Source organism: Sphingopyxis sp. H073, from assembly GCF_001468395.1.
Classification (GTDB): Bacteria; Pseudomonadota; Alphaproteobacteria; order Sphingomonadales; family Sphingomonadaceae; genus Sphingopyxis.
This window is the reverse complement of the sequence record NZ_LNSG01000009.1, coordinates 93,972-114,052: the sequence shown is the minus strand read 5'-3', so window position 1 is coordinate 114,052 and position 20,081 is coordinate 93,972. Positions and strand designations below refer to the sequence as shown.

At 65.1% G+C, this 20,081-nt stretch carries 19 protein-coding genes and 1 tRNA gene; 11 read left to right on the top strand and 9 right to left on the bottom strand.

The features are described 5' to 3' along the window. Positions 1 to 99: 99 nt before the first annotated feature. Positions 100 to 843, bottom strand: coding sequence for a DUF1223 domain-containing protein (locus tag ATE64_RS16655; RefSeq protein ID WP_058455830.1), 744 nt, complete (start codon positions 841 to 843; stop codon positions 100 to 102). Positions 844 to 903: 60 nt separating this feature from the next. Continuing rightward, positions 904 to 1,341 carry a response regulator gene (locus ATE64_RS16650; protein ID WP_058455829.1) on the bottom strand — a complete coding sequence of 146 codons (438 nt, stop codon included), beginning with the start codon at positions 1,339 to 1,341 and terminating at the stop codon, positions 904 to 906. A gap of 155 nt (positions 1,342 to 1,496) precedes the next feature. On the opposite strand from ATE64_RS16650, the gene ATE64_RS16645 reads away from it, so the two are divergent. Then, the gene (locus tag ATE64_RS16645) at positions 1,497 to 2,345 is read left to right on the top strand and encodes a pseudouridine synthase (protein ID WP_058455828.1); all 849 of its coding nucleotides are present in this window, start codon (positions 1,497 to 1,499) and stop codon (positions 2,343 to 2,345) included. Beyond that, positions 2,342 to 2,884, top strand: coding sequence for a 16S rRNA (guanine(966)-N(2))-methyltransferase RsmD (gene rsmD / locus ATE64_RS16640; protein ID WP_058455827.1), 543 nt, complete (start codon positions 2,342 to 2,344; stop codon positions 2,882 to 2,884). The genes ATE64_RS16645 and rsmD overlap by 4 nt, the downstream gene beginning before the upstream one ends. On the opposite strand, the gene ATE64_RS16635 is transcribed toward rsmD, so the two are convergent. Then, entirely contained in the window at positions 2,871 to 4,139 is a 1,269-nt protein-coding gene (locus tag ATE64_RS16635; protein WP_058455826.1) for an MFS transporter, read from the bottom strand. The two genes, rsmD and ATE64_RS16635, sit on opposite strands and share 14 nt — an antisense overlap. 110 nt (positions 4,140 to 4,249) lie before the next feature. On the opposite strand from ATE64_RS16635, the gene ATE64_RS16630 reads away from it, so the two are divergent. Genes ATE64_RS16630 through ATE64_RS16620 form a run of 3 tightly spaced genes read left to right on the top strand, consistent with a single transcriptional unit; the run spans position 4,250 to position 8,463 of the window. After that, entirely contained in the window at positions 4,250 to 5,119 is an 870-nt protein-coding gene (locus ATE64_RS16630) for a Rossmann-like and DUF2520 domain-containing protein (RefSeq protein WP_058455825.1), read from the top strand. 48 nt (positions 5,120 to 5,167) lie between these two features. Then, on the top strand, positions 5,168 to 7,480 hold the full coding sequence (locus ATE64_RS16625) for a UvrD-helicase domain-containing protein (protein WP_231729146.1): 2,313 nt from the start codon (positions 5,168 to 5,170) through the stop codon (positions 7,478 to 7,480). A 29-nt stretch (positions 7,481 to 7,509) separates the two neighbouring features. Next, entirely contained in the window at positions 7,510 to 8,463 is a 954-nt protein-coding gene (locus ATE64_RS16620) for a DUF4349 domain-containing protein (protein ID WP_082657763.1), read from the top strand. 119 nt (positions 8,464 to 8,582) lie between these two features. On the opposite strand, the gene ATE64_RS16615 is transcribed toward ATE64_RS16620, so the two are convergent. Then, positions 8,583 to 8,658, bottom strand: a tRNA-Ala gene (locus ATE64_RS16615). Positions 8,659 to 8,759: 101 nt separating this feature from the next. On the opposite strand from ATE64_RS16615, the gene ATE64_RS16610 reads away from it, so the two are divergent. Continuing rightward, positions 8,760 to 9,776, top strand: a complete 1,017-nt coding sequence (locus ATE64_RS16610) for an NADP-dependent oxidoreductase (RefSeq protein WP_082657762.1) — start codon at positions 8,760 to 8,762, stop codon at positions 9,774 to 9,776. A gap of 68 nt (positions 9,777 to 9,844) precedes the next feature. Then, positions 9,845 to 10,177 (top strand): hypothetical protein, encoded by a 333-nt coding sequence (locus tag ATE64_RS21775; RefSeq protein ID WP_058800288.1) that lies wholly within the window; start codon positions 9,845 to 9,847, stop codon positions 10,175 to 10,177. A 286-nt stretch (positions 10,178 to 10,463) separates the two neighbouring features. Here the strand turns inward: ATE64_RS21775 and ATE64_RS16600 are convergent, their stop codons facing one another. Both ATE64_RS16600 and ATE64_RS16595 read right to left on the bottom strand, forming a co-directional pair. Further along, entirely contained in the window at positions 10,464 to 11,828 is a 1,365-nt protein-coding gene (locus tag ATE64_RS16600; RefSeq protein WP_058455822.1) for a DEAD/DEAH box helicase, read from the bottom strand. Between the two features lie 113 nt (positions 11,829 to 11,941). After that, the gene (locus ATE64_RS16595) at positions 11,942 to 12,472 is read right to left on the bottom strand and encodes a hypothetical protein (RefSeq protein ID WP_058455821.1); all 531 of its coding nucleotides are present in this window, start codon (positions 12,470 to 12,472) and stop codon (positions 11,942 to 11,944) included. A gap of 184 nt (positions 12,473 to 12,656) precedes the next feature. Here ATE64_RS16595 and ATE64_RS16590 point away from each other — a divergent pair, with 184 nt between their 5' ends. The 3 genes from ATE64_RS16590 to ATE64_RS16580 all read left to right on the top strand — a co-directional run bounded on the left by ATE64_RS16590 (position 12,657) and on the right by ATE64_RS16580 (position 15,523). Further along, a complete protein-coding gene (locus tag ATE64_RS16590; RefSeq protein WP_058455908.1) occupies positions 12,657 to 14,081 on the top strand; it encodes an FAD-binding oxidoreductase in 1,425 nt (474 codons plus the stop codon). Positions 14,082 to 14,190: 109 nt separating this feature from the next. Then, positions 14,191 to 14,967 (top strand): SapC family protein, encoded by a 777-nt coding sequence (locus tag ATE64_RS16585; RefSeq protein WP_058455820.1) that lies wholly within the window; start codon positions 14,191 to 14,193, stop codon positions 14,965 to 14,967. Positions 14,968 to 14,980: 13 nt separating this feature from the next. Continuing rightward, positions 14,981 to 15,523, top strand: a complete 543-nt coding sequence (locus tag ATE64_RS16580) for a cytochrome b (RefSeq protein WP_058455819.1) — start codon at positions 14,981 to 14,983, stop codon at positions 15,521 to 15,523. 17 nt (positions 15,524 to 15,540) lie between these two features. On the opposite strand, the gene ATE64_RS16575 is transcribed toward ATE64_RS16580, so the two are convergent. Then, positions 15,541 to 15,807 (bottom strand): DUF1674 domain-containing protein, encoded by a 267-nt coding sequence (locus tag ATE64_RS16575; protein WP_331458609.1) that lies wholly within the window; start codon positions 15,805 to 15,807, stop codon positions 15,541 to 15,543. Between ATE64_RS16575 and ATE64_RS16570 the strand changes: the two genes are divergently transcribed. Then, positions 15,806 to 17,104, top strand: coding sequence for a transcription antitermination factor NusB (locus ATE64_RS16570; RefSeq protein WP_058455907.1), 1,299 nt, complete (start codon positions 15,806 to 15,808; stop codon positions 17,102 to 17,104). The two genes, ATE64_RS16575 and ATE64_RS16570, sit on opposite strands and share 2 nt — an antisense overlap. Here the strand turns inward: ATE64_RS16570 and ATE64_RS16565 are convergent. Together ATE64_RS16565 and ATE64_RS16560 are read right to left on the bottom strand one after the other, a co-directional pair. Continuing rightward, entirely contained in the window at positions 17,096 to 18,871 is a 1,776-nt protein-coding gene (locus ATE64_RS16565) for an adenylate/guanylate cyclase domain-containing protein (protein ID WP_058455817.1), read from the bottom strand. The two genes, ATE64_RS16570 and ATE64_RS16565, sit on opposite strands and share 9 nt — an antisense overlap. Further along, positions 18,868 to 20,037 carry a YARHG domain-containing protein gene (locus ATE64_RS16560; RefSeq protein WP_058455816.1) on the bottom strand — a complete coding sequence of 390 codons (1,170 nt, stop codon included), beginning with the start codon at positions 20,035 to 20,037 and terminating at the stop codon, positions 18,868 to 18,870. Before ATE64_RS16560 ends, ATE64_RS16565 begins: the two co-directional genes overlap by 4 nt. Positions 20,038 to 20,081 lie beyond the last annotated feature (44 nt).

Below are 20,081 nucleotides of genomic sequence, written 5' to 3'. Positions count from 1 at the left end.
TCCCCCCTGCATCCGTCGGATGCTCGACCTGCGCTCATCCGGATGGATGTACGGCCCGAAGCGCCAACGCCTAATGGGTCGGGGCCAAATTGGAAGCGACTATTTGGCGCTTCGCCTGATCCAGCGCACGGCGCGCACGGTTCCGCCGTCGAGGTCCTGCAGCACCGCTACCCAGCGATCGGCGCCGCGGCGGTTCGCGATGCGGACGGGAATTGAGGATGCGCACGCGGCATCTCGCGCGCAGGGCACCACTATCTCGTCGAGCACCACGTTCGAGTAAGTCAGCCGACGTGCGCTATTTTCGCCGCTGCCGACCGGAACACTCGCGCGGCGGGCAATCGCCAGGAAGCGCAGTTCGGCGCCCGTCTGCGCCCGCGATGCCGCGACGCGATCACCCGATTGCGCGAGCTCGATCGCCCCCGCCCGGCGCGCTGACGATGCGATCAGCTGGCGCAGCGCGCGCTCGTCGGATCCAACGGCCGCGGCCCAGCCCTGGACCACCGCCTCCGGCGTGTAGACCCCGCCGCCGGGCAGCCCGCGTGCGGCATAGCGGCGCTGCAAAAGGTCGTTCGCGGGGCTCGCCAGCGTGTCCTTCCAGCCAAGCCGATCCCAATAGGTCACCGGGCGGCTGACCGCCACGACCGCCCCCTCGCCGTCCAGCTTTTCGAGCAGTCGATCGGCAGGCGGGCACGAAGAGCAGCCCTGTGAGGTAAACAGTTCGACTAGCACCGGGCGGGTCGCGACGAAGCCGGGCTTGGTCGAGTCGGCATGCGCGGACCAGACGCCCGCAACGGCGGCCGCGATAGCCATCGTCGAAAAGGCAGCGATATGTGAATATTTCATACTCGACCCCTGTCGGTCCCGAAGACTGTCAGGGCGGGTTCGTTCCTTGGCGCGTCTCGGTTACGCGGCCTGCGGCCGCCAGAAAGTCGTCAGTCCGCTCACCTTGCGCGGGGTCTTGTTTTTGCAGGTCATCGTCTCGACAGCCTTCAGCGCGGACACAAGCGCGGCGGCGCTGTGCGGTTTACCAAGGCAGGCGACCGCCATCTCCTCGGCATCGACAGGGCATTGGCCGGTGACAAGCAGCACCGCGATGCCGCGGTCGCGCGCGATGCGGGCGACTTCGCGGCCGCTCATATGCCCGGCGAGGCTGAGGTCCAGGACCAGCGCATCGATCTGTTCGGAGGCGATCACCGCGACCGCCGCTTCGCCCGAATCGACCGTCGCAACGACGTCATATCCGCTGTGCTTCAGCGTATGCTCGTTGTCGAACGCCGTCAGCGGATCATCCTCGATGACCAGAAGGCGCTTGATGCACGTAGGGCGGGACGCGAAGAGCATAAAAACTCCCTTTAAGGTCGCCATGACTCGCTCCGCCCCGTCCTGCAAGATCGCTTCTGCTTGCCATCGACGAAGCGACACTTTTCCGGCTATGAGCGTGATCACAAAGCCACACTTACATGGCCTGAAACGCCAAGAAAGCAGTCCCCGTTCCCATGAATGACCGCCGCCCACCCCGCTCCGCGCCCCGTTCGGCCGCAAGGACCGATGCCCCCCGCGGTCGCCGCGCCGCGCGCGCCGACTCCCCGCCGCGCAAGCTGAAAGCCGAGCCCGAGCGCGAGGACGGGCCGCAGCGCATTGCCAAGCTGCTCGCCCGCGCCGGCGTCGGCTCGCGCCGCGACGTCGAACGGATGATCGAAGAGGGCCGGATCGCGCTCAACGGCGACGTCATCGTGCAGCCTGCGCCGCTGTTGGCATCGCTCGAGGGGCTGACCGTCGACGGCAACCCGGTCGCCAAGCCCGTCTCGACGCGCCTTTATCGCTTTCACAAGCCGTCGGGCTGCCTCACCGCGGCGCGCGACCCCAAGGGGCGCAAGACGATCTACGACATCCTGCCAAAGGGCCTGCCGCGACTGATGCCGGTCGGCCGCCTCGACTATAATACCGAGGGGCTGTTGCTGCTGACCAACGACGGCGAATTCAAGCGTCAGCTCGAGCTGCCCGCGAGCGGGGTCGAGCGCACCTATCGCGCGCGCGCGTTCGGCGACATCAGCCAGGAGCAGCTCGAAGAGCTGGTCATGGGCATCGAGATCGACGGCATCCGCTATGGCAAGATCGACGCCAATCTCGAACGCCGCACCGGACGCAACCAGTGGATCGAGCTGACGCTCACCGAGGGCAAGAACCGCGAAGTGCGCCGCGTCCTCGAACATCTCGGGCTGCAGGTCAGTCGCCTGATCCGTACGCGGTACGGCCAGTTCGCCATCGCCGACCTTGACGTCGGACAGGTCGAAATCGTCCCGCGCGACGAGCTGTTTCAGTTCCGGCGGCGCCTCGACAAATGAGGGTGATTTCGGGCGAATGGCGCGGCCGCAAGCTGCTCGCGCCGAAAAACGATGCGACGCGCCCCACCGCCGACCGCACGCGCGAAACGCTTTTCTCGATGCTGGCGAGCCGCCTTGGCAGCTTCGAGGGGCTGCATGTCGCCGATCTGTTTGCAGGATCGGGCGCGCTGGGTATCGAAGCGCTGTCGCGTGGCGCGGCGCATTGTGTGTTTGGCGAACAGGACCGCGAGGCCATCGACGCGCTCAGAAAGAATCTTGCGGCGCTTGGCGCGGCGCCCCGCGCCGACGTGCGTGCCGGTTCGGTTCTGGCCGTTGGGCCCGCGCCGCGTCCCTTCGACCTGCTGCTGTTCGACGCGCCCTATGGCACCGGCGCGGGCAGCGTCGCGCTCGACAAGCTCAACCGGCTTGGGTGGGTCGGCGCAGACAGCCTGATCTCGATCGAAACCGCCGATAAGGAAGCAGTCGAAGTCGCAGGGTTTGCAATCGATGCGATCCGCAAGGTCGGCAAAGCGAAACTGACGCTGCTCAGGCCGGCTTAGGCCGACGGACCATCAGCAGGCCCAGCCAGCTCACCAACCCCGCGAGCGCCAGGTAGAGCCCGACCACGGGCGTACCCCGCCATTCGGCGAGCGCCTGCGCAACAATCGGCGCCATCGCGCCGCCCAGGATGCCGCCCGCGTTGAACGCGACCGAGGCGCCCGTATAGCGGACGTGGACAGGAAACAGCTCGGTCAGCCAGCTCCCGAGTGGGCCATAGACAAGCCCCATCACGAACAGCGCGGCGGCGAGTCCCAGAAAGATGATCAGCCAGCTTCCCGACGCCAGCGACGGACCGAACAGAAAGCCGATGAGAATTGTTGCGCCGCATCCCAGGCTCAGCACGCGCTGCGCGCTCGACGCATCGCTCCGATAACCCGCGAACACGATCCCCGCCGCCATGAACAGGATCGCGCCCAGCTGAATCAGCAGGAATTGCTCCTTCGGATAGCCGAGTTTGCTGGTGCCATGCGCAAGCGCAAAGCTGGTCGCGAGATAGAAGATCGCAAAGCAGGCGACGACCGCGAAGGTTCCCGCCAGCGTCGCGATCAGATGGTGGCGGAACAGTTCGCCGAGCGGCACGCTGACCGGCGCGTCCCGCTCGATCGCTTCGGCAAAGGCAGGCGTTTCGCCGATCTTGAGGCGGACCCACAGGCCGAGCCCGACCAGCAGCGCGGAAAACAGGAACGGGATTCGCCAGCCCCAGTTTGCAAAGTCCGCATCGCTGAGGCCGAGCCCGAGCAGCAGGAACAGGCCGTTTGCCGCGATGAATCCCACCGGCGCGCCAAGCTGCGGAAACATGCCGAACCGCGAGCGCCAGCCCGGTGGGGCGTTCTCCACCGCCAGCAGTGCCGCCCCGCCCCATTCGCCGCCGAGTCCGAAGCCCTGCCCGAAGCGCAGCAAGCACAGCAACAGCGGCGCGACCCAGCCCACCATCGCATAGGTCGGCAGAAAGGCGATCAGCAGCGTCGATCCGCCCATCAGCATTAGAGATGCAACAAGCGTCGACTTGCGCCCGATCCGGTCGCCGTAATGGCCGAAGACGATGGCGCCGACTGGACGCGCGAAAAAGGCGAGGCCGAAGGTCATGAAGCTGTACAGGAGCTGCGCGGACGCCGATTCGGTGGGAAAGAACAGCGGCCCGAACACCAGCGCCGCAGCGGTCCCGTAAATATAGAAATCATAGAACTCGACCGCGGTGCCAACCAGGCTCGCGGTCAGGATGCGCCGATGTGTCCGATAAGGTGTCAGATCCATGGGCCACGCCCCTCCCCCAACTGTGCCGGCGCGCTTTGAGCGCCTTTGCGGCCGCGGTGCAAGGCGTATCGATATTGGCGAAGCAACGCCGTCCGCGCTAAGCCGGCGCCATGGAAGGCACTTGCATAGAACAGTTCGGCGTCATCGGCGCCGGACGCGTGGCACAGGCGTTGGCTTTCGGTCTGGCGAGCCATTCGATCGAGCCACCGCTCATGTGGGGTCGGTCGTTGGAAAAACTCGGTGCCGCCTCGGCGGCGACCGGCAGCGAAGTGGCGGTGTCGCTCGACCGGCTGGCGAGCGACTGCGACGTCATCGCCATCGCGGTCTCCGACGATGCGATCCCGTCCATTGTCGGGGATCTGGCGCGAGAGTTGGTCGCGGACAGCTCGACCTTCGTGTTTCACGTCAGCGGGCGGAGCGGCGCGGCGATCATCGATCCGCTCCGTGACCGGGGTGCGCTGACCGCCGCCATTCACCCCGCCATGACCTTCACAGGCCATCCAGAGCGTGAAGTAGCGCAAATGGCGCAAGCGCGATTTGCGGTCACAGGCTCGTCGGCAAGCGCCACCGAGCAGGCGCGCGCCATCGTTGCGCTGCTGGGCGGTGTATCGATCGATATCGCCGAAGCGCAGCGCATGCTGTACCACGCCGCCCTTTGCCATGCCTCGAACCATCTGGTGACGCTTCTCACCGGCGCATCGCACGCATTAGCGCGCGCGGGCGTCGATGATCCGGCATCGCTACTGGCACCGCTGGTCCGCGCGGCGCTGCAGAATGGTCTCGATCGCGGTTTCGATGCCCTGTCGGGCCCCCTTCTGCGCGGCGACGAGCGGACTATCGAAGGCCATCTCGCGGCGCTTGCCACCGATTGTCCAGAGATCCTTCCCGCCTACCGCGCGATGGCGCTCGCCACGGTCGATGAACTCGAACGGACCGGCGCCGGCATCGACCTTGCCGCTCTTCGTGACCGGCTGGCCTGAGCGTCCCCGCACTGGACAGCGCGGCCGCTGTTCCCTAATCGTTCGCGCGTGACCGACCTCCCCGCCTCGACGCCCGACTTGACCCGCCCCGACCCTTCGGATCCGCCTTATTTGCACGGACTCAATGCCCCCCAACGGCAGGCCGTGTTGACGACCGAAGGCCCCGTACTGATGCTGGCCGGCGCCGGAACGGGCAAGACCGCCGCGTTGACCGCGCGGCTGGCGCATATCATCGCGACGCGGCGCGCCTGGCCGTCCGAAATCCTCGCGGTCACGTTCACGAACAAGGCGGCGCGCGAGATGCGCGAGCGGATCGGACGGATGATCGGCGACGCGGTCGAGGGGATGCCGTGGCTCGGCACCTTTCACAGCATCTGCGCGAAGATGCTGCGGCGCCACGCCGAACTGGTCGGACTCCAGAGCAATTTCAATATCCTCGATACCGATGATCAGCTTCGCGTCCTCAAGCAGCTCATCCAGGCCGAAGGGCTCGACGAGAAGCGCTGGCCGGCGCGCCAGCTTGCCGGCCTCATCGACAAGTGGAAGAACCGCGGCCTCACGCCCTCCGATCTCGACGCGGCAGACAAGGAGGCCTATGCCGATGGCAAAGGCCAGCATTTCTACGCCCTCTATCAGGCGCGGCTGAAGACGCTCAACGCCTGCGATTTCGGCGATCTGCTGCTCCACATGCTGGTGATCCTCAAGACGCACCGCGACGTGCTCGAACATTATCAACAGCGTTTCAAATATGTGCTCGTCGACGAATATCAGGACACGAACGCCAGCCAGTATCTGTGGCTGCGGCTGCTCGCGCAGGCGCGCAAGAATATCTGCTGCGTCGGCGACGACGACCAGTCGATCTATTCGTGGCGCGGCGCCGAGGTCGCGAACATCCTCCGCTTCGAGAAGGACTTCCCCGGCGCGACGGTGATCCGGCTCGAACAGAATTACCGTTCGACGCCGCAGATCCTCGCCGCAGCCTCGGCACTGATCGCACAGAACAGCGACCGGCTCGGCAAGACGCTGTGGACCGAGCTCGATGCGGGCGACAAGGTCCGCGTCGTCGGTGTCTGGGACGGCCCCGAAGAGGCGCGGCGGATCGGCGAGGAACTGGAAACGCTCCAGCATCGCAAGGTCAGCCTCGACCGCACCGCGATCCTCGTCCGCGCGCAGTTCCAGACGCGCGAATTCGAAGACCGCTTCATCGCGATCGGCATGCCGTACCGCATCGTCGGTGGGTTCCGTTTCTACGAACGCGCCGAAATCCGCGATGCCCTCGCCTATCTGCGGCTCGTGCAATCGCCGGCAGACGATCTGGCGTTCGAGCGCATCGTCAATGTGCCCAAGCGCGGGCTCGGCGACAAGGCATTGGCGCGCATCCACCAGTTCGCACGGATCGAGCGAGCCCCGCTGTTCCATGCGGCCTCGCGGATCACCGAAACCGATGAGCTGACCCCGCAAGCCCGCCGCCAGCTCGCCAATTTCATCGCGCAGATGCGAAATTGGCAGGGCAAGGCCAACGAGCTGTCGCACCCCGAGCTGACCCAGCTCATCCTCGACGAGTCGGGCTATACCGCGATGCTGCAGGCCGACCGCAGCGCCGAGGCTGCCGGGCGCCTCGAAAACCTTTCCGAACTCGTCCGCGCGATGGAGGAATATGAATCGCTCGAAGCCTTTCTCGAGCATGTCAGCCTCGTCATGGACCGCGACAATGACGATCAGGCGGAGACCGTCACGATCATGACGATCCATGCCGCCAAAGGACTTGAGTTCGATCATGTCTTTCTGGCGGGGTGGGAGGATGGCGTCTTTCCCTCGCAGCGCGCGATGGACGAGGGCGGCACCGCCAGCCTCGAAGAGGAACGCCGCCTCGCCTATGTCGCAATCACCCGCGCGCGTCACCGCGCGAGCATCTATCATGCCGCGAACCGCCGCATTTACGGCCAGTGGATGAGCAGCATCCCCAGCCGTTTCATCGCCGAAATTCCGCCCGAACATGTCGAAAGCGAGAACAGCTTCGGCGGCGGGCAAAGCCTGTGGCGCGCCAACTGGTCGGCGCAGGGCGACCCCTTCGCGCATGTCGCAGAGAGTAATCCCGCACGGACGATGACGCGCGGCCCCGCGTGGCAGCGTGCCGTCGCGTCGTCATCGACCATCCCGCGCGCCCTTCCCCCTAGCGAAAAGGGGCCCGCCGCTTCGGTCGGCGCCAAACCGCGCTCGGACCTCGCGATCGGCATGCGCGTGTTCCACGAGAAATTCGGCTATGGCGAGATCGTCGACATCGACGGCAACAAGCTGGACGTAGAATTCGACCAGGCAGGCAGCAAAAAGGTTCTCGACGGCTTCGTCCGCGCTGCCTGAATTCTATTGTCAACTGTATCAGTTATGATATGCCATCTCCTGCGATCACCGAGTCGCGTTTTGGGAGAATCTGCATGCTAAATAGGCTCTTAGCGGGCACGATGGCGCTCGCCCTGGTCGGCTGTTCTCAAAAGGCAGCCGAAGATGCAGCCACGACCGATAGCCCCGCTGCCGAAAGCGTCGCCGAAGAAGGCGGTTCCGCTGACGCCGCCAGCACCCCCCGTATTGGCGTCGAAGCCGCCCCCGGTGTGGCGTTTGACTATACTTACACCTTCCGCCTTGCCGACAAATCCATCTCGAAGGTTCAGGAAGAGCATGCCGCCGCCTGCGAGACGCTCGGCGTCCAGCGCTGCCGTATCGTCGATGTGCGATACCAGCTCAGCGATGAAAAGCTCGTCGAGGCGCAAACTCAGTTCAAACTGGACCCTGGCATTGCGCGCAAGTTTGGCGCCAATGCGATCGCCAGCGTCGAAAAGGCCGAGGGTGTCCTTGCCGATGCCAGTGTCGCGGGCGAAGACGTCGGCACCGAAATTCTCGCTTCCCAGCAGCGTAGTGCAGGCTCCGAAGCCGAAATTTCCCGCCTGGAGGATCGACTGAAAGCGGGCGGCCTTGGCAAGGCCGAGCGCGCTGAAATCCTTGCGCAGATCAGTCAGCTCCGCGGCCAGATCGGCGACGAACGTCAGAGCCGCCGCGCCGGCGAGGCCCGCATTGCGTGGACGAGCGTCGCGTTCAACTATGTCAGCGACGGCGGGCTGCCGGGTATCGGCCACGAAAATCCCTTTGCCAATGCGGGCGAGACGCTGATGCGGAGCGGCAGCACCGCCCTCACCTTCGTCCTGACGCTGGGCGCGGCGATTCTCCCCTGGGGCATCCTCTTCGCCCTGGCCCTGGCCTTCTGGCGCAGCCGCTTCATGACCGCGGTGCGTCAGCAGATGCGCGCGAATGCCAAGCGGAACGAATCATCGGCTCCACCGGCCGGTTGACGGCAGGGCGGGCGATCGCTCGCCGCGATCAGGTTCCTTCCCCCATGGCGAGGAGCGTGAGGCGCGAGCGACGTCCGTCGGTGCGGCAAGGGAGGACGAATGACGGGGGGAAGGGTCGCTGGTGGAGCCGAGGGGAATCGAACCCCTGACCTCTGCAGTGCGATTGCAGCGCTCTCCCATCTGAGCTACGGCCCCGCGACGGGCGGCTCTTAACGGCATGACTTGACAGTGGCAACGGCTTTTCTGACGATTGCCTGCATGGCGTGAATGAAATTGGGGAATTGGGGGAATTTCCAATGAGCAGGGCATGGCATCTGAGCAGTCGTCCGAATGGGCTGCCGACGCTGGACAATTTTGCGCTCCGCGAGCTGCCCGACGCGCCGCTCGACGCCGACCAACTGCGCGTCCGTAACCTGTGGCTGTCGGTCGACCCCTATATGCGAGGACGGATGAACGACGCCAAAAGCTACGCCGCGAGTTTCCAGATCGATCAGCCGATGACCGGCGGCGCAATCGGCGAGGTGCTGGAAAGCACGATGGACGGCTTCGTGCCCGGCGACCTGATCCTCCACATGGGCGGCTGGCGCGACGGCGGGATTATCGGGCTCGACATGATGCCGAACAAATTGCCTGCCGAGTTGCTGGCAGGCGGCATGTCGCCGCAGACCTTCCTGCACAATATGGGCCTGACTGGCGGCACCGCCTGGATCGGCCTGCTCCGCGTTGCGGCGGCTAAGCCGGGCGATACGGTTTTCGTTTCCGCCGCGGCGGGCGCTGTCGGCTCTGCAGTCGTCCAGATTGCCAAGGCGCGCGAAATGGCCGTCATCGGCTCGGCCGGCGGCGCCGGGAAAGGCGCATGGGTCACCGATCTCGGCGCCGACGCGGTGATCGACTACAAGGCGGGGCCGGTGCTGCCGCAACTCGCGGCGGCACTCGAAAAGCTCGGAAAGCCGGGGATCGATGTCTATTTCGACAATGTCGGCGGCGAGCATCTCGACGCAGCCTTTGCGGTCGCTAATGATTTCGCGCGCTTCGCAATCTGCGGGATGATCGACGTCTATAATGACGGCAAGCCGCAGGAGATGAAGTATATCATCCGCTCGATCCCCGCGCGCATCCGCACGGAAGGCTTCATCTACACCGACCAGTTTTTCGAGTGCATGGAAGAGTTCTACGCCGACATGGGCGGGCTGATCGCCAGCGGCGCGGTCACGATGCGCGAAACCGTGCATGACGGGATCGAAGCAACTCCGGAGGCTTTCCTCGGACTCTTCTCGGGCGCGAATATCGGCAAGATGCTCGTCCGGCTGTAGGTTCCTGTGTCCGGAAACGACCGAAAGCAGCCATTGCGAAATCTCGCTCGACCATTATTCCTGCGACGATGACGCCAGAAGAACATATTTTCGCTGTGCATCGGGGCGTCGAACCTCCCGAACTATTCCAACGCGTCGTTCGCGTACTTTCTGAAGATAGTGGTTGGTCGCGGATCAAATTCGGGGATCAGTCGCTTAGCGTGCCATCCGACGAGCTGCATCGGGTTGCGAATGTCGCGTTCGAGATGGGAGCACTCGTCAACTGCGACCGCGGATCGGCAATTGTTCGCGACGTGATTTGGCACTTCAAGGACCAAGCCCCCGCCTATTATTTGATGATTGCGGGCAAAAAAATTTCCAAACGCTACCTCAATTCAAATCTCAAACCCCACACTAGCTAGAGTCGGCTCACCACCCCAAAATGGACATTCGCGGCGCAAAATAACGCTGTCCTGCATTATTCCGCTCGGTCAGCCTTTCCCTCGGCTCTTTAAATAGGTGGACGACCGCGATCGCAGTCCGTTCTATGCAGATGGGCAGGAGCCCGGTGCGGCGCCTCCGTTAAGCACGGCAAGTCGGGCCTGCAAGAGGCTGACCTTTCCTGAACTTTGAAATCCACGTCGCCGGGACGAAAAAAGGCATGGCGGATATCGGCCCCGAAGCCGGCACCGCCAATCGGCGTGCGGATCAGCTACCGAAACCCACCGACAGGAAGCCCGGCATCGGCCCGTTCCAACCGTCGTCGGGACCATCGTCATCCTGCCGCGGAGCAGGCGCCGGCTTGCGCGCGCCGTCTCTCTTCGGTGCCGGCGAACGCTTTTCGCCGCCCCGCCGCGGCTCCTGCTCGGCCTTCGCAGGACGGCGGGCCCCGCGATCGGAACGGCTGCTACGGCGCGGTTCGCGTTCCTCCGCATCCCGCGCCGGCTTATCGGACGCGCCCGCGGCCTCGTGAACCGGAATCGTGTAGCCCGTCAGCTTCTGGATATTGTCGATCGCCTCGTCGTCCGACGGGGTGATCAGCGTGAACGCGCGCCCCTGCGCACCCGCGCGGCCCGTGCGGCCGATGCGGTGGACATAGTCGTCGGGGTGCCAGGGCGCGTCGAAGTTGAAGACGTGGCTCACGCCCTTGACGTCGAGACCCCGCGCCGCGACGTCCGATGCGACGAGGATGTTGATCGTCCCGGCCTTGAAGCGGTCGAGCTCGGCGATGCGGCTCGACTGGTCCATGTCGCCATGGATTTCGCCGGCCTTGTAGCCGTGACGCTGAAGCGACTTGGCGAGTTCACGCACCGTCGTCTTGCGATTGCAGAAGATGATCGCAGTGCTGATGTCCTCCGACTCGATCAGGCCGCGGAGCGTATCGCGCTTGCCGCGTTCGGACGTCTTGACGACGAATTGCTCGATATTCTCGTTCCGGCTCGCGGGACGAGCGACCTCAATCGTCTTCGGGTTCGACAGGAATTTGTCGGCGAGCTTTTTGATCGGCGGCGGCATCGTCGCCGAAAAGAGCAGCGTCTGCCGATTCGCGGGCAGCTTGGTGCAAATATTCTCGATGTCCGGAATGAAACCCATGTCGAGCATCCGGTCGGCTTCGTCGATCACCAGCAGGTTGCAGCCGGTGAGCAAGATCTTGCCGCGCTCGAAAAGGTCCATCAGGCGGCCCGGCGTTGCGATCAGGACATCGACGCCCTTTTCGAGTGCCTTGACCTGATCGCCCATCTGGACGCCGCCAATCAGCAGCGCCATCGACAGCTTGTGGTACTTGCCGTATTTTTCAAAGTTTTCCGCCACCTGAGCCGCAAGTTCGCGCGTCGGCTCGAGGATCAGCGAGCGCGGCATCAGCGCGCGCGCTCGGCCATGCGCCAGGATGTCGATCATCGGCAGCACGAAGGACGCGGTCTTGCCCGTGCCCGTCTGGGCGATGCCGATCATGTCGCGCATCATCAGAACGGACGGGATCGCGCCCGCCTGAATCGCGGTCGGCTCGTCGTAGCCGGACTCCGTCACGGCGCGCAAAAGTTCATCGGAAAGGCCGAGGTCGGCAAATTTCATAAGGTCAAACTGTCCGGAAAATGTTTCAGCACGGCGTCCCACGCCAGCCGATCCTGCGCGGCCAATGGGGAAACAGCAGCGAAAAGTCAAGAAAAGGCCGACAATTCGGCTGATCAGTCGTCGCTTTTCGTGACGGGGACCATCAGGCGAAACTTGTCGATCTCGCACTTGGCGCCCGTTCGGGCATGAATCTGGTCGCGATCCTCGCAAAGCTGCCCGTCTTTCGAGCCCTGCATGTAAAAACCGGCATAGAAGTCGAGCGCACGGCAACCGCGGTTGAGCTGGGCGCGAAGGCGCTGTTTCTGACGCGTGATCAGGTCGATGCTGTCACGCTGTGCCCCCTGCATCCCCAGAATGTTGCGCATCGCGATGCATTTGGGCGCCTTTTTTTCCTTCCACTCGACGGGAGCCTTCCGAACCCGCAGTTCGGGGGCGGGTGCCGCCGAGAAATTGTTGAGCGACGACCGCTGCGCCGGAACGCGGATGATGATCTGCTGTTCGATCACCATTTGCCAGAAGGACGCGGTCGAATCTTCCGGTGACGGTATCGAGACGATCGAGAGGGGCTCCGGCCCCGGCGCCGGTCCCGGGGCTTCGGCGACGGGCGCCATCATCATCGTCCACAGGGCGGCAAGAGTCAGCACGAACGTACTGCCGCCCTTCCGGCGCCCCGATCGAAGATGTCGTTCACCCGCGTCTCCCGCATCGATGCTGGACGAAAAGCCTTTCTTCGTCCATCGCCCCTTTAACGGCCATGATTGAACATCAAATGAATTGCTGTCGACCCCGACCGGCGGCCGGACGGCGTTTTTGGGGAAATATTCGCAAGTGAGCCACCCACCCTCCCCCCGATTGCTTCAGGCCCTGGCCGATCTGCTGGGACCGAAGGGCTTCAGCGTCGATACCGATGCCATGGCGCCGTGGCTTACCGACTGGCGCGGCAAATATCATGGACAGGCTGCGGCGATGCTGTTGCCCGGGTCGACCGACGAAGTGGCCGAAATCGTCCGCCTCTGCGCCGCCGAGGGTGCCGCGATCGTTCCCCAGGGCGGCAACAGCGGCATGGTCGGCGGCGCGACGCCCGATGCCAGCGGACATCAGTTGCTGCTGAGCCTCCGACGCATGAACCGCATCCGGTCGATTGACGCAGCGGCACGGACGGCCGTCGCCGAAGCGGGCGTGGTTCTGGAGAATTTTCATCATGCGGCGCTCGACGTCGGTCTGCGCTTTCCGTTGACGCTCGGCGGCAAGGGATCGGCGACGATCGGCGGGCTCGTGTCGACCAACGCCGGCGGCACGCAGGTTCTGCGCCACGGCACGATGCGCGCGCTTGTCGCGGGGATCGAGGCCGTCCTGCCCGACGGCAGCATCTTCGAGGGACTGGCGCCGCTGAAGAAGGACAATCGCGGTTATGACCTGCGCCACCTGCTTTGCGGGGCGGAGGGGACATTGGGGATCGTTACCGCGGCTTGCCTGCATCTCATTCCCGCAAACGCGGCGCGCCAGACCGCGTGGGTCGGACTCAAATCGCCCGAGGCCGCGCTGGCGCTGCTGCGCCAACTCGACGACGGCGTTGGCGACGCGCTCGAAGGGTTCGAGATCGTGCCGAAAAGCAGCCTGGACGCCGTGCTGCGCCACATTCCGCAGACCCGTGCGCCGCTCGCCGATCCGGCGCCCTGGAACGCGCTGATCGAATTGGCTGGCGACGATGAAGTGGCGCTTGCAGTTCCACTCGAGGCGACTTTGGCGGCGGCGCTCGACGCCGGCCTGATCGACGACGTCGCCATCGCGAAGAACGAGCGCGAAAGCGAAGATTTCTGGAAGCTTCGCGATTCCATTTCGGAGGCAGAGCGCGCTGAGGGCCCCGCGCTCCAGCATGACGTCAGCGTTCCGGTCGACCTGATGCCGCGCTTCATCGCCGACAATCCGGCGCGTCTTGCCGCCGAATTCCAAGGCGTCCGCACGACGTCGTTCGGCCATCTCGGCGACGGCAATATCCACCATCATGTCCAGCCGCCCGCCGGCGTCGACGGCAAGGCCTGGCTCGCCCAGCATGGAGCGGCGCTCAGCCGCGCCGTCTATTTGCATGTCATCGAGCTCGGCGGGTCGATTTCCGCCGAACACGGGATCGGGCAGATGAAACGTGACATTTTGGCCGAGCTCGACAGTCCGGCGCGGTTGCACGCGCTGAGGGCCGTCAAGGCGGGCCTCGACCCGGCGAGCCTGTTCAATCCCGGGAAACTGATCGGCTGATTGCCGGGGCATCCCATGCAAACGCCCTTGCGCCGCGCCGCGCGGGCCAATAAGGCGCGCCATTATTCATTGCCCCGAACGGTCCGGGGCATGTAGCCGGAGTTCGATCATGGCCACTGCGCCCGCAAACAACCTGCCGCTTTTCTACAAGGACCTCGTTCCGCTCTCGAGCATCGATCACACCGATTATCATGCGCGCAGCCTCGACACCGCCGAGTTCCTGGTCGGCCAGCACGCCATTCCGCTGACGTCGGACGAGTTCGTGTCGGCAAGCCGGTACTTCCCGATCGTATTCTCGTCCGGCGAAAACCCGGTTCCGCTGGCGCTGATGGGCCTGAACGAGGGCGTCAACATCTTCGTCGACGACCAGGGCAAGCTGATCAATCCGGTCTATGTCCCCGCCTATGTCCGCCGCTATCCCTTCATGCTCGCGCGGCTCAACCCCGACAGCGAGGATCTGTCGCTGTGCTTCGACCCGACCTCGCCCGCGATCGGCAAGTTCGAGGAAGGCGATGCGCTGTTCGCCGATGGTCAACCGACCGAGCCGGTGAATTCGGTGCTCGAATTCTGCCGCACCTTCGAGGAAGCGGGTCAGCGCACCAGCATGTTCGTCGAAGAACTGAAAAAGGCCGACCTGCTGATGGACGGCGAAGTGGCGATCCAGCCCGAAGGCAATGACAAGCCGTTCATCTATCGCGGCTTCCAGATGGTCGACGAGAACAAGCTGCGCGAACTGCGCGGCGACGTGCTGCGCAAGATGATGCAAAATGGCATCCTCGCGCTGATCTTTGCCCACCTCTTCTCGCTGCAGCTGATGCGCGAAATCTTTGCCGAGCAGGTCCGCTCGGGTAAGGTTCCCGAACTGATCCAGGTTCCTGCCGTCTGAGGAGCATATGTCTATGGCCACCATCGACAACGCCCGATCGCGCTATTCGACGGTGGCCATAGGGCTGCACTGGCTCATCGGCCTCGCGGTGATCGCAAACATCTGTCTGGCGATGCTGACCGAAGGTCTGCCGCGCGACGTCCATCGTGCTGCGATGGGCGCGCACAAGGCGCTCGGCATGGCGATATTGGCGCTGACGCTGGTCCGCATCCTGTGGCGGCTGGTTAACAAGGTGCCGCCGCTACCCGAAACGATGCGCGCGTGGGAACGCCGGGCGACCCGCTTCGCGCACTTCTTTTTCTATGTGCTGCTGATCCTGCTGCCCCTGTCGGGTTGGGTCTGGATGTCGGCGGCGGATCGTCCGATCGATTTCTTCGGACTGTTCACCATTCCCGCGATCGTCGGACCCGACAAGCAACTCGCCGATGTCCTGCATGAACGGCACGAGATGCTGGGTCTGACGATGCTTGTGCTGGTCGTCCTGCATATCGCGGCGGCGCTGAAGCATCAGTTCATCGACCGTGATCGGCTTATTTCGCGGATGAATCCCTTTTGACCGTTGCAGCCGGTGATTCAGAAATCGATTGCAAGCCCCTTGAGCTCCCAATCGCCGTAACGCACCGGGTTGCGTCCGCCCGGCTGGTCCTCGGCCTTGTCCTCGAGCAGGGGTTCGGGCGCTGGAACGGGGTCGTTCGTCCAGCCTTCGGGGGGCTTTACATGCGCGGGGCGTTTCGTCGCGCGCGGCGTGTCACCCATCATCGATTTGCTGTTGTCGGCCATGATGGCCGCAACATAGGCTTTCCTATGTCCGTCGCCAACAACAACTATGGCCAGCCGCATGGCTGACCGGCGCCCCCAGCGTCGGCGCGGAGCGAATGAGCCCGACCCGCCCGGCACAGCGCCGCGCCGTGCCGCGCTGCGTCTGATCGATGCGATCCTGCGTCGCGGCGATCCGCTCGACATCGCCGCGCATGCCGCGACGCAGGGGCTCGGCGGCGCCGATCGCGCCTTTGCGATCGCGATCGTGTCCGAAGCGCTGCGATGGATGGTCGACATCGACGCGCTGATCGATGGCGCGACGGCGCAGCAATTGCCCGACGACGTGAAGTCGCGCGCGGTGCTGCGCATCGCGCTGGCGCAGCTGCTTCTGCTGAAAAGCTCGCCGCACGCTGTGGTTTCGACGGCGCTGCCGCTCGTTGCCGGTGGGCCGCGGCGGCTGGTGCATGCACTGCTGTCGCGCGCGCAGCAGGAAGAATGGGCTCTGCCCGACCGGGCGAGCCTGCCGCATGACGTTGCCGCGCGTTGGGCGGCGCAGTGGGGGGATGGAGTTGCCGACGCCGCGGCCAAGGCGTGGAGCGCGCCGCCGCCGATCGACTTGAGCTTCGCGGCCGAGCCCCCGTCCGACAAGTGGAGCGATGGGGTCGCACTCGCGCCGAACCATCTCCGCCTCGCTCGCGGGCGAGCGGTCGAGAGCCTGCCCGGCTATGGCGAAGGCGGCTGGTGGGTGCAGGATCTTGCGGCCAGCCTGCCCGCGCGCCTGCTGGGAAAGGGCGACGGCCGGCGTGTCCTCGACCTCTGCGCGGCGCCCGGCGGCAAGACGATGCAGCTTGCCGCGGCGGGCTGGGACGTCGTCGCCGTCGATGCGAGCGCCAAGCGGCTTGGGCGGCTTTCCGACAATCTGGACCGAACCGGCCTGACGGCGCAGGTCGTGCAGGGCGACGTTCGCGTCTGGGAACCCGAGACGCCCGCCGATGCGATCCTGCTCGACGTGCCTTGCTCGGCGACCGGAATTTTTCGCCGCCATCCCGACGTGCTGCATCGCATCGAAGCGCGCCAGATTGCGGACATGGCCGAGTTGCAGGCGGCGCTGCTCGACCGCGCGGCGCACTGGTTGAGGCCCGGTGGAATCCTCGTCTATGCGACCTGCTCGCTCGAACGCGCCGAGGGGGAGGAGCGGATCGCGGCCTTCCTCGCCGATCACCCGGGCTGGGCCGTCGCCCCCGTCCTCGCCAACGAACTCCCTGGCGGCATCATTCCCGACCCGAGCGGCTTCGTCCGCACGCTTCCGGGGATGCTGGCCGATGTCGGCGGGCTCGACGGCTTTTTCGTAGCCCGCCTCCGCGCGCCGTCAGGCTGAGCGGCGCGAGAGGCGATAGAGCGCCAGTTCGCCATAATCCTTGGCCAGGCGGACCTTGCCGACATAGTCGCAGTCGAAATCGCGCGCATTTTCGAGCGCCAGCATCGCCGCGAGGGGCTGGGTGCAATAAACCTGCCCGACCAGCGTGACGGGTTCGATCCGCGCGGTGCGTGTGACTTCGGTACCGTACCACAGCTCGTTGCCGACGACGGGATCGACGCCGCGATAGATCGGGCCGAAATGGATGCCGGTCCGCATCCCGGCCTTGTGCCCTTCGAGGCCGAGGCCAGGCGGCAGGACGTCGAGCCGTTCCTGCATCGCGAGCGCGATTCGCGAGGCGGTCGCGGGATTGTCGATTACCGCGTAAACAGCATCGCCCCAGGTGTTGCGGAACAGTACCGCGTTGCCGAAATCGTCCAGGATGCGCCCGATCCCGCCCATCACCTCGGCCGCGAATACCGGAAGCTCGGCCTCGCCGAGTTTCGAGAAGCCGGCGAAGTCCGCAAAGAGAATCGCGTAAAGTCCCCGCTGCGTCCCTTCGGGTGGTTTGGGGGCTGGAGGAAAGTCGAGATTGCGGTCAAGGTTGCCGACGGGGATGGTGAGCGTCCGCTCGCCCCTGCCGCGCCACAGCGCGACATCGGCGTTCGTCCCGGCAATCTCGGCGCCTGATCGCGCGGCGAATTCGGGATCGACCACGGCGAGCTGGATCGCCTCGGTTTCGAGCTCGCGCGCCCGGAGCTTCGCGAGGCCCATCGCGGTGTGAGAGCCGAGAATGAACTGGCAATCGTCGCTGACATAGCGCGCGTTGCTCGCGAAATGGACCATCGCTGCTCCGTCGCGGCAGCGAAGATAGCGTGGCACCCACGCGTCGCCCCCCGATTGCACGGATTGGGCGATGAAATCATCCTCAGCAAAAGGCAGCACGATCGTGAGATCGATGCCGCGATCGAGCGCTGCTTCGGCGAACAATATATCGGCCCCGCACGCGAGCGGGCCGATCAGCGCCGATAGCGGCTGCGTATCGAGCGCTTCGGCGATTGCGCGCGCGGCACGTGCTTCGCCTTCGCCGCCCGCGCGAAACATGCGTCCGCAATAGACGCCGACGGGCGGCGGGCGCAGCAAGGCGACGATTGCAGCCGCCTGGGTGGCGTTGATCGCACCGCTTGCAGCGAGTCGTGCGATCTGGCGGCAGGTCGAAGCGCGATCCCCTGCCCGCGTGGCCGCCTGCGCGTCGGCGGCGGCCGCGGCGGCATGGGCCAGCGCTTCCTCGCCGCGGCCGAGCAGCAACAACGCCTCGACGAGCGTCGCCTGATCCCAATAATTGTCGGACGCGCCATTGGCCGCGATCGGACCGGCCAGCGCCGCCGCGCGCTCGCGTTCGCCGAGCATTGCATAAAGGCTTGCGGCATTGATCGCCGGAAAGTCGGCACCCGACCTCTTGAACGCATTCTCGTAAGCCGCTGCGGCTTTGCGAAGAAACAGCGCCCGTTCGGCGCCCTCATGATCGAACGCCTCGTCCTTCCATATCCGCCCGGCGAGCGCGAGACTATCGACGTCGCCCGTCGCCGCGAGGTCGAGTTGCTCATAGAGGTGCATCGCGCCGAGGCTGTCTCCCGACGCTGCGAGCGCGCGAACCATCAGGTAACGGAGGCGCGGACTCTCGATCCCGTCACGGCGCGAAGCTGCCGCGCAGTCGAAGGCGCTGAGCGCGTCGCCCTGGGCCAAGCGGTGCGCGACTTCCGCCTCCACAGCGGCGCAATCGGTCATTGCGCCGCGTCTTCGGCCGATTTCAGCAGCGCGACATTCGCCTTCTCGATCGGCGACAGTTCGACCACATCGGAGGTCGGCGTGTACCAGGCGTAGCGACCGAATACCTCCCGTAGCTGGGGATCTTTGAAACGAAGCCCCTTTCGCGCAAATATTTCGTTCCGCGCCAAACGGGCTTGTTGCTTGGTCAGCGACGCAGCATCCGCAGGCGTCAGCTCGCGTGTCGAAGAGTCGGCGATAACCACTGGCCCATCCAGCTTCCATTCATAGCCTTCGGATGCCGACACCACCCCACCTTCGACCAATCGGATATACTTGCGGAACATGAAGCCCGTCGTCCCGTCGGCCTTGCGCACGCGCCACCACTGGCCGGACTGCCTGTAGGTCAGGAATTTCTCGCCCTCGAATATCTTGCCGACGATTTTGGTCTGCGTCCCTTGCCCCGCGCGGATATTGGTGAAGCCGTCGGGATCGTCGATCACCGCGGCAAGCGTGAAGGCTTCGGTCGGTGCTGATGCATCCGACGCGGGGGCCGCCTCCGCATTTTCAGCAGCCGCCGTTTTTTCGGTCGGGGTCGAAGTCGGCGCGGGTGCCGGTGGCGGCTGGAGGAGCTTCCAGGCGAGTAGCGCAACAGCGATCACCGCGACACCGAGCAGCGCCCAGGGCAGGAAGGACGGCTTCCGGGCGGCGGGTTGCGCCGACCAGTTGTTCGGGGCCGGCCTCGGCGGCTCGGGCGGGGGCGGAGATACGGGTGCCGCCGCTGCTGGCGCGGCTTCACGCCCGCACAGTTCTTCAAGGCTCATGAGTACCTTGCGCCAGCCGCGATGATCGGGCTCGCCGTTCCAGTCGGCGAGTTCGGCGAACTGGATCTGGTTGAAGGGGAGCGGCGGCATGACATCGTCGATCGCCGTCTGCACCAACTTCTTCTGGTTGCGCGCGACGTCGGCTTCGGCGCGGACCCATTCGGACTGCGCCGACTGGTGCGACCAGACGACGATCGCGGCCTTCGCGCTGCCGATCTTTTCGGTGATGACATCGCCATAGGACCGATGCGGCGGCAATTCGGCGTCCCACCACACAGCATAGCCGGCGGCAGAGACCGCCTGCGCGATCTGCGCGACGCGCGCCTTGTTGTCGCGCGAATAGGAAATGAAGACGTCGACCATCGGCTAGCCCCCTGTTTCGGGGAGGCTAGCCGCGGGTCCGTCGA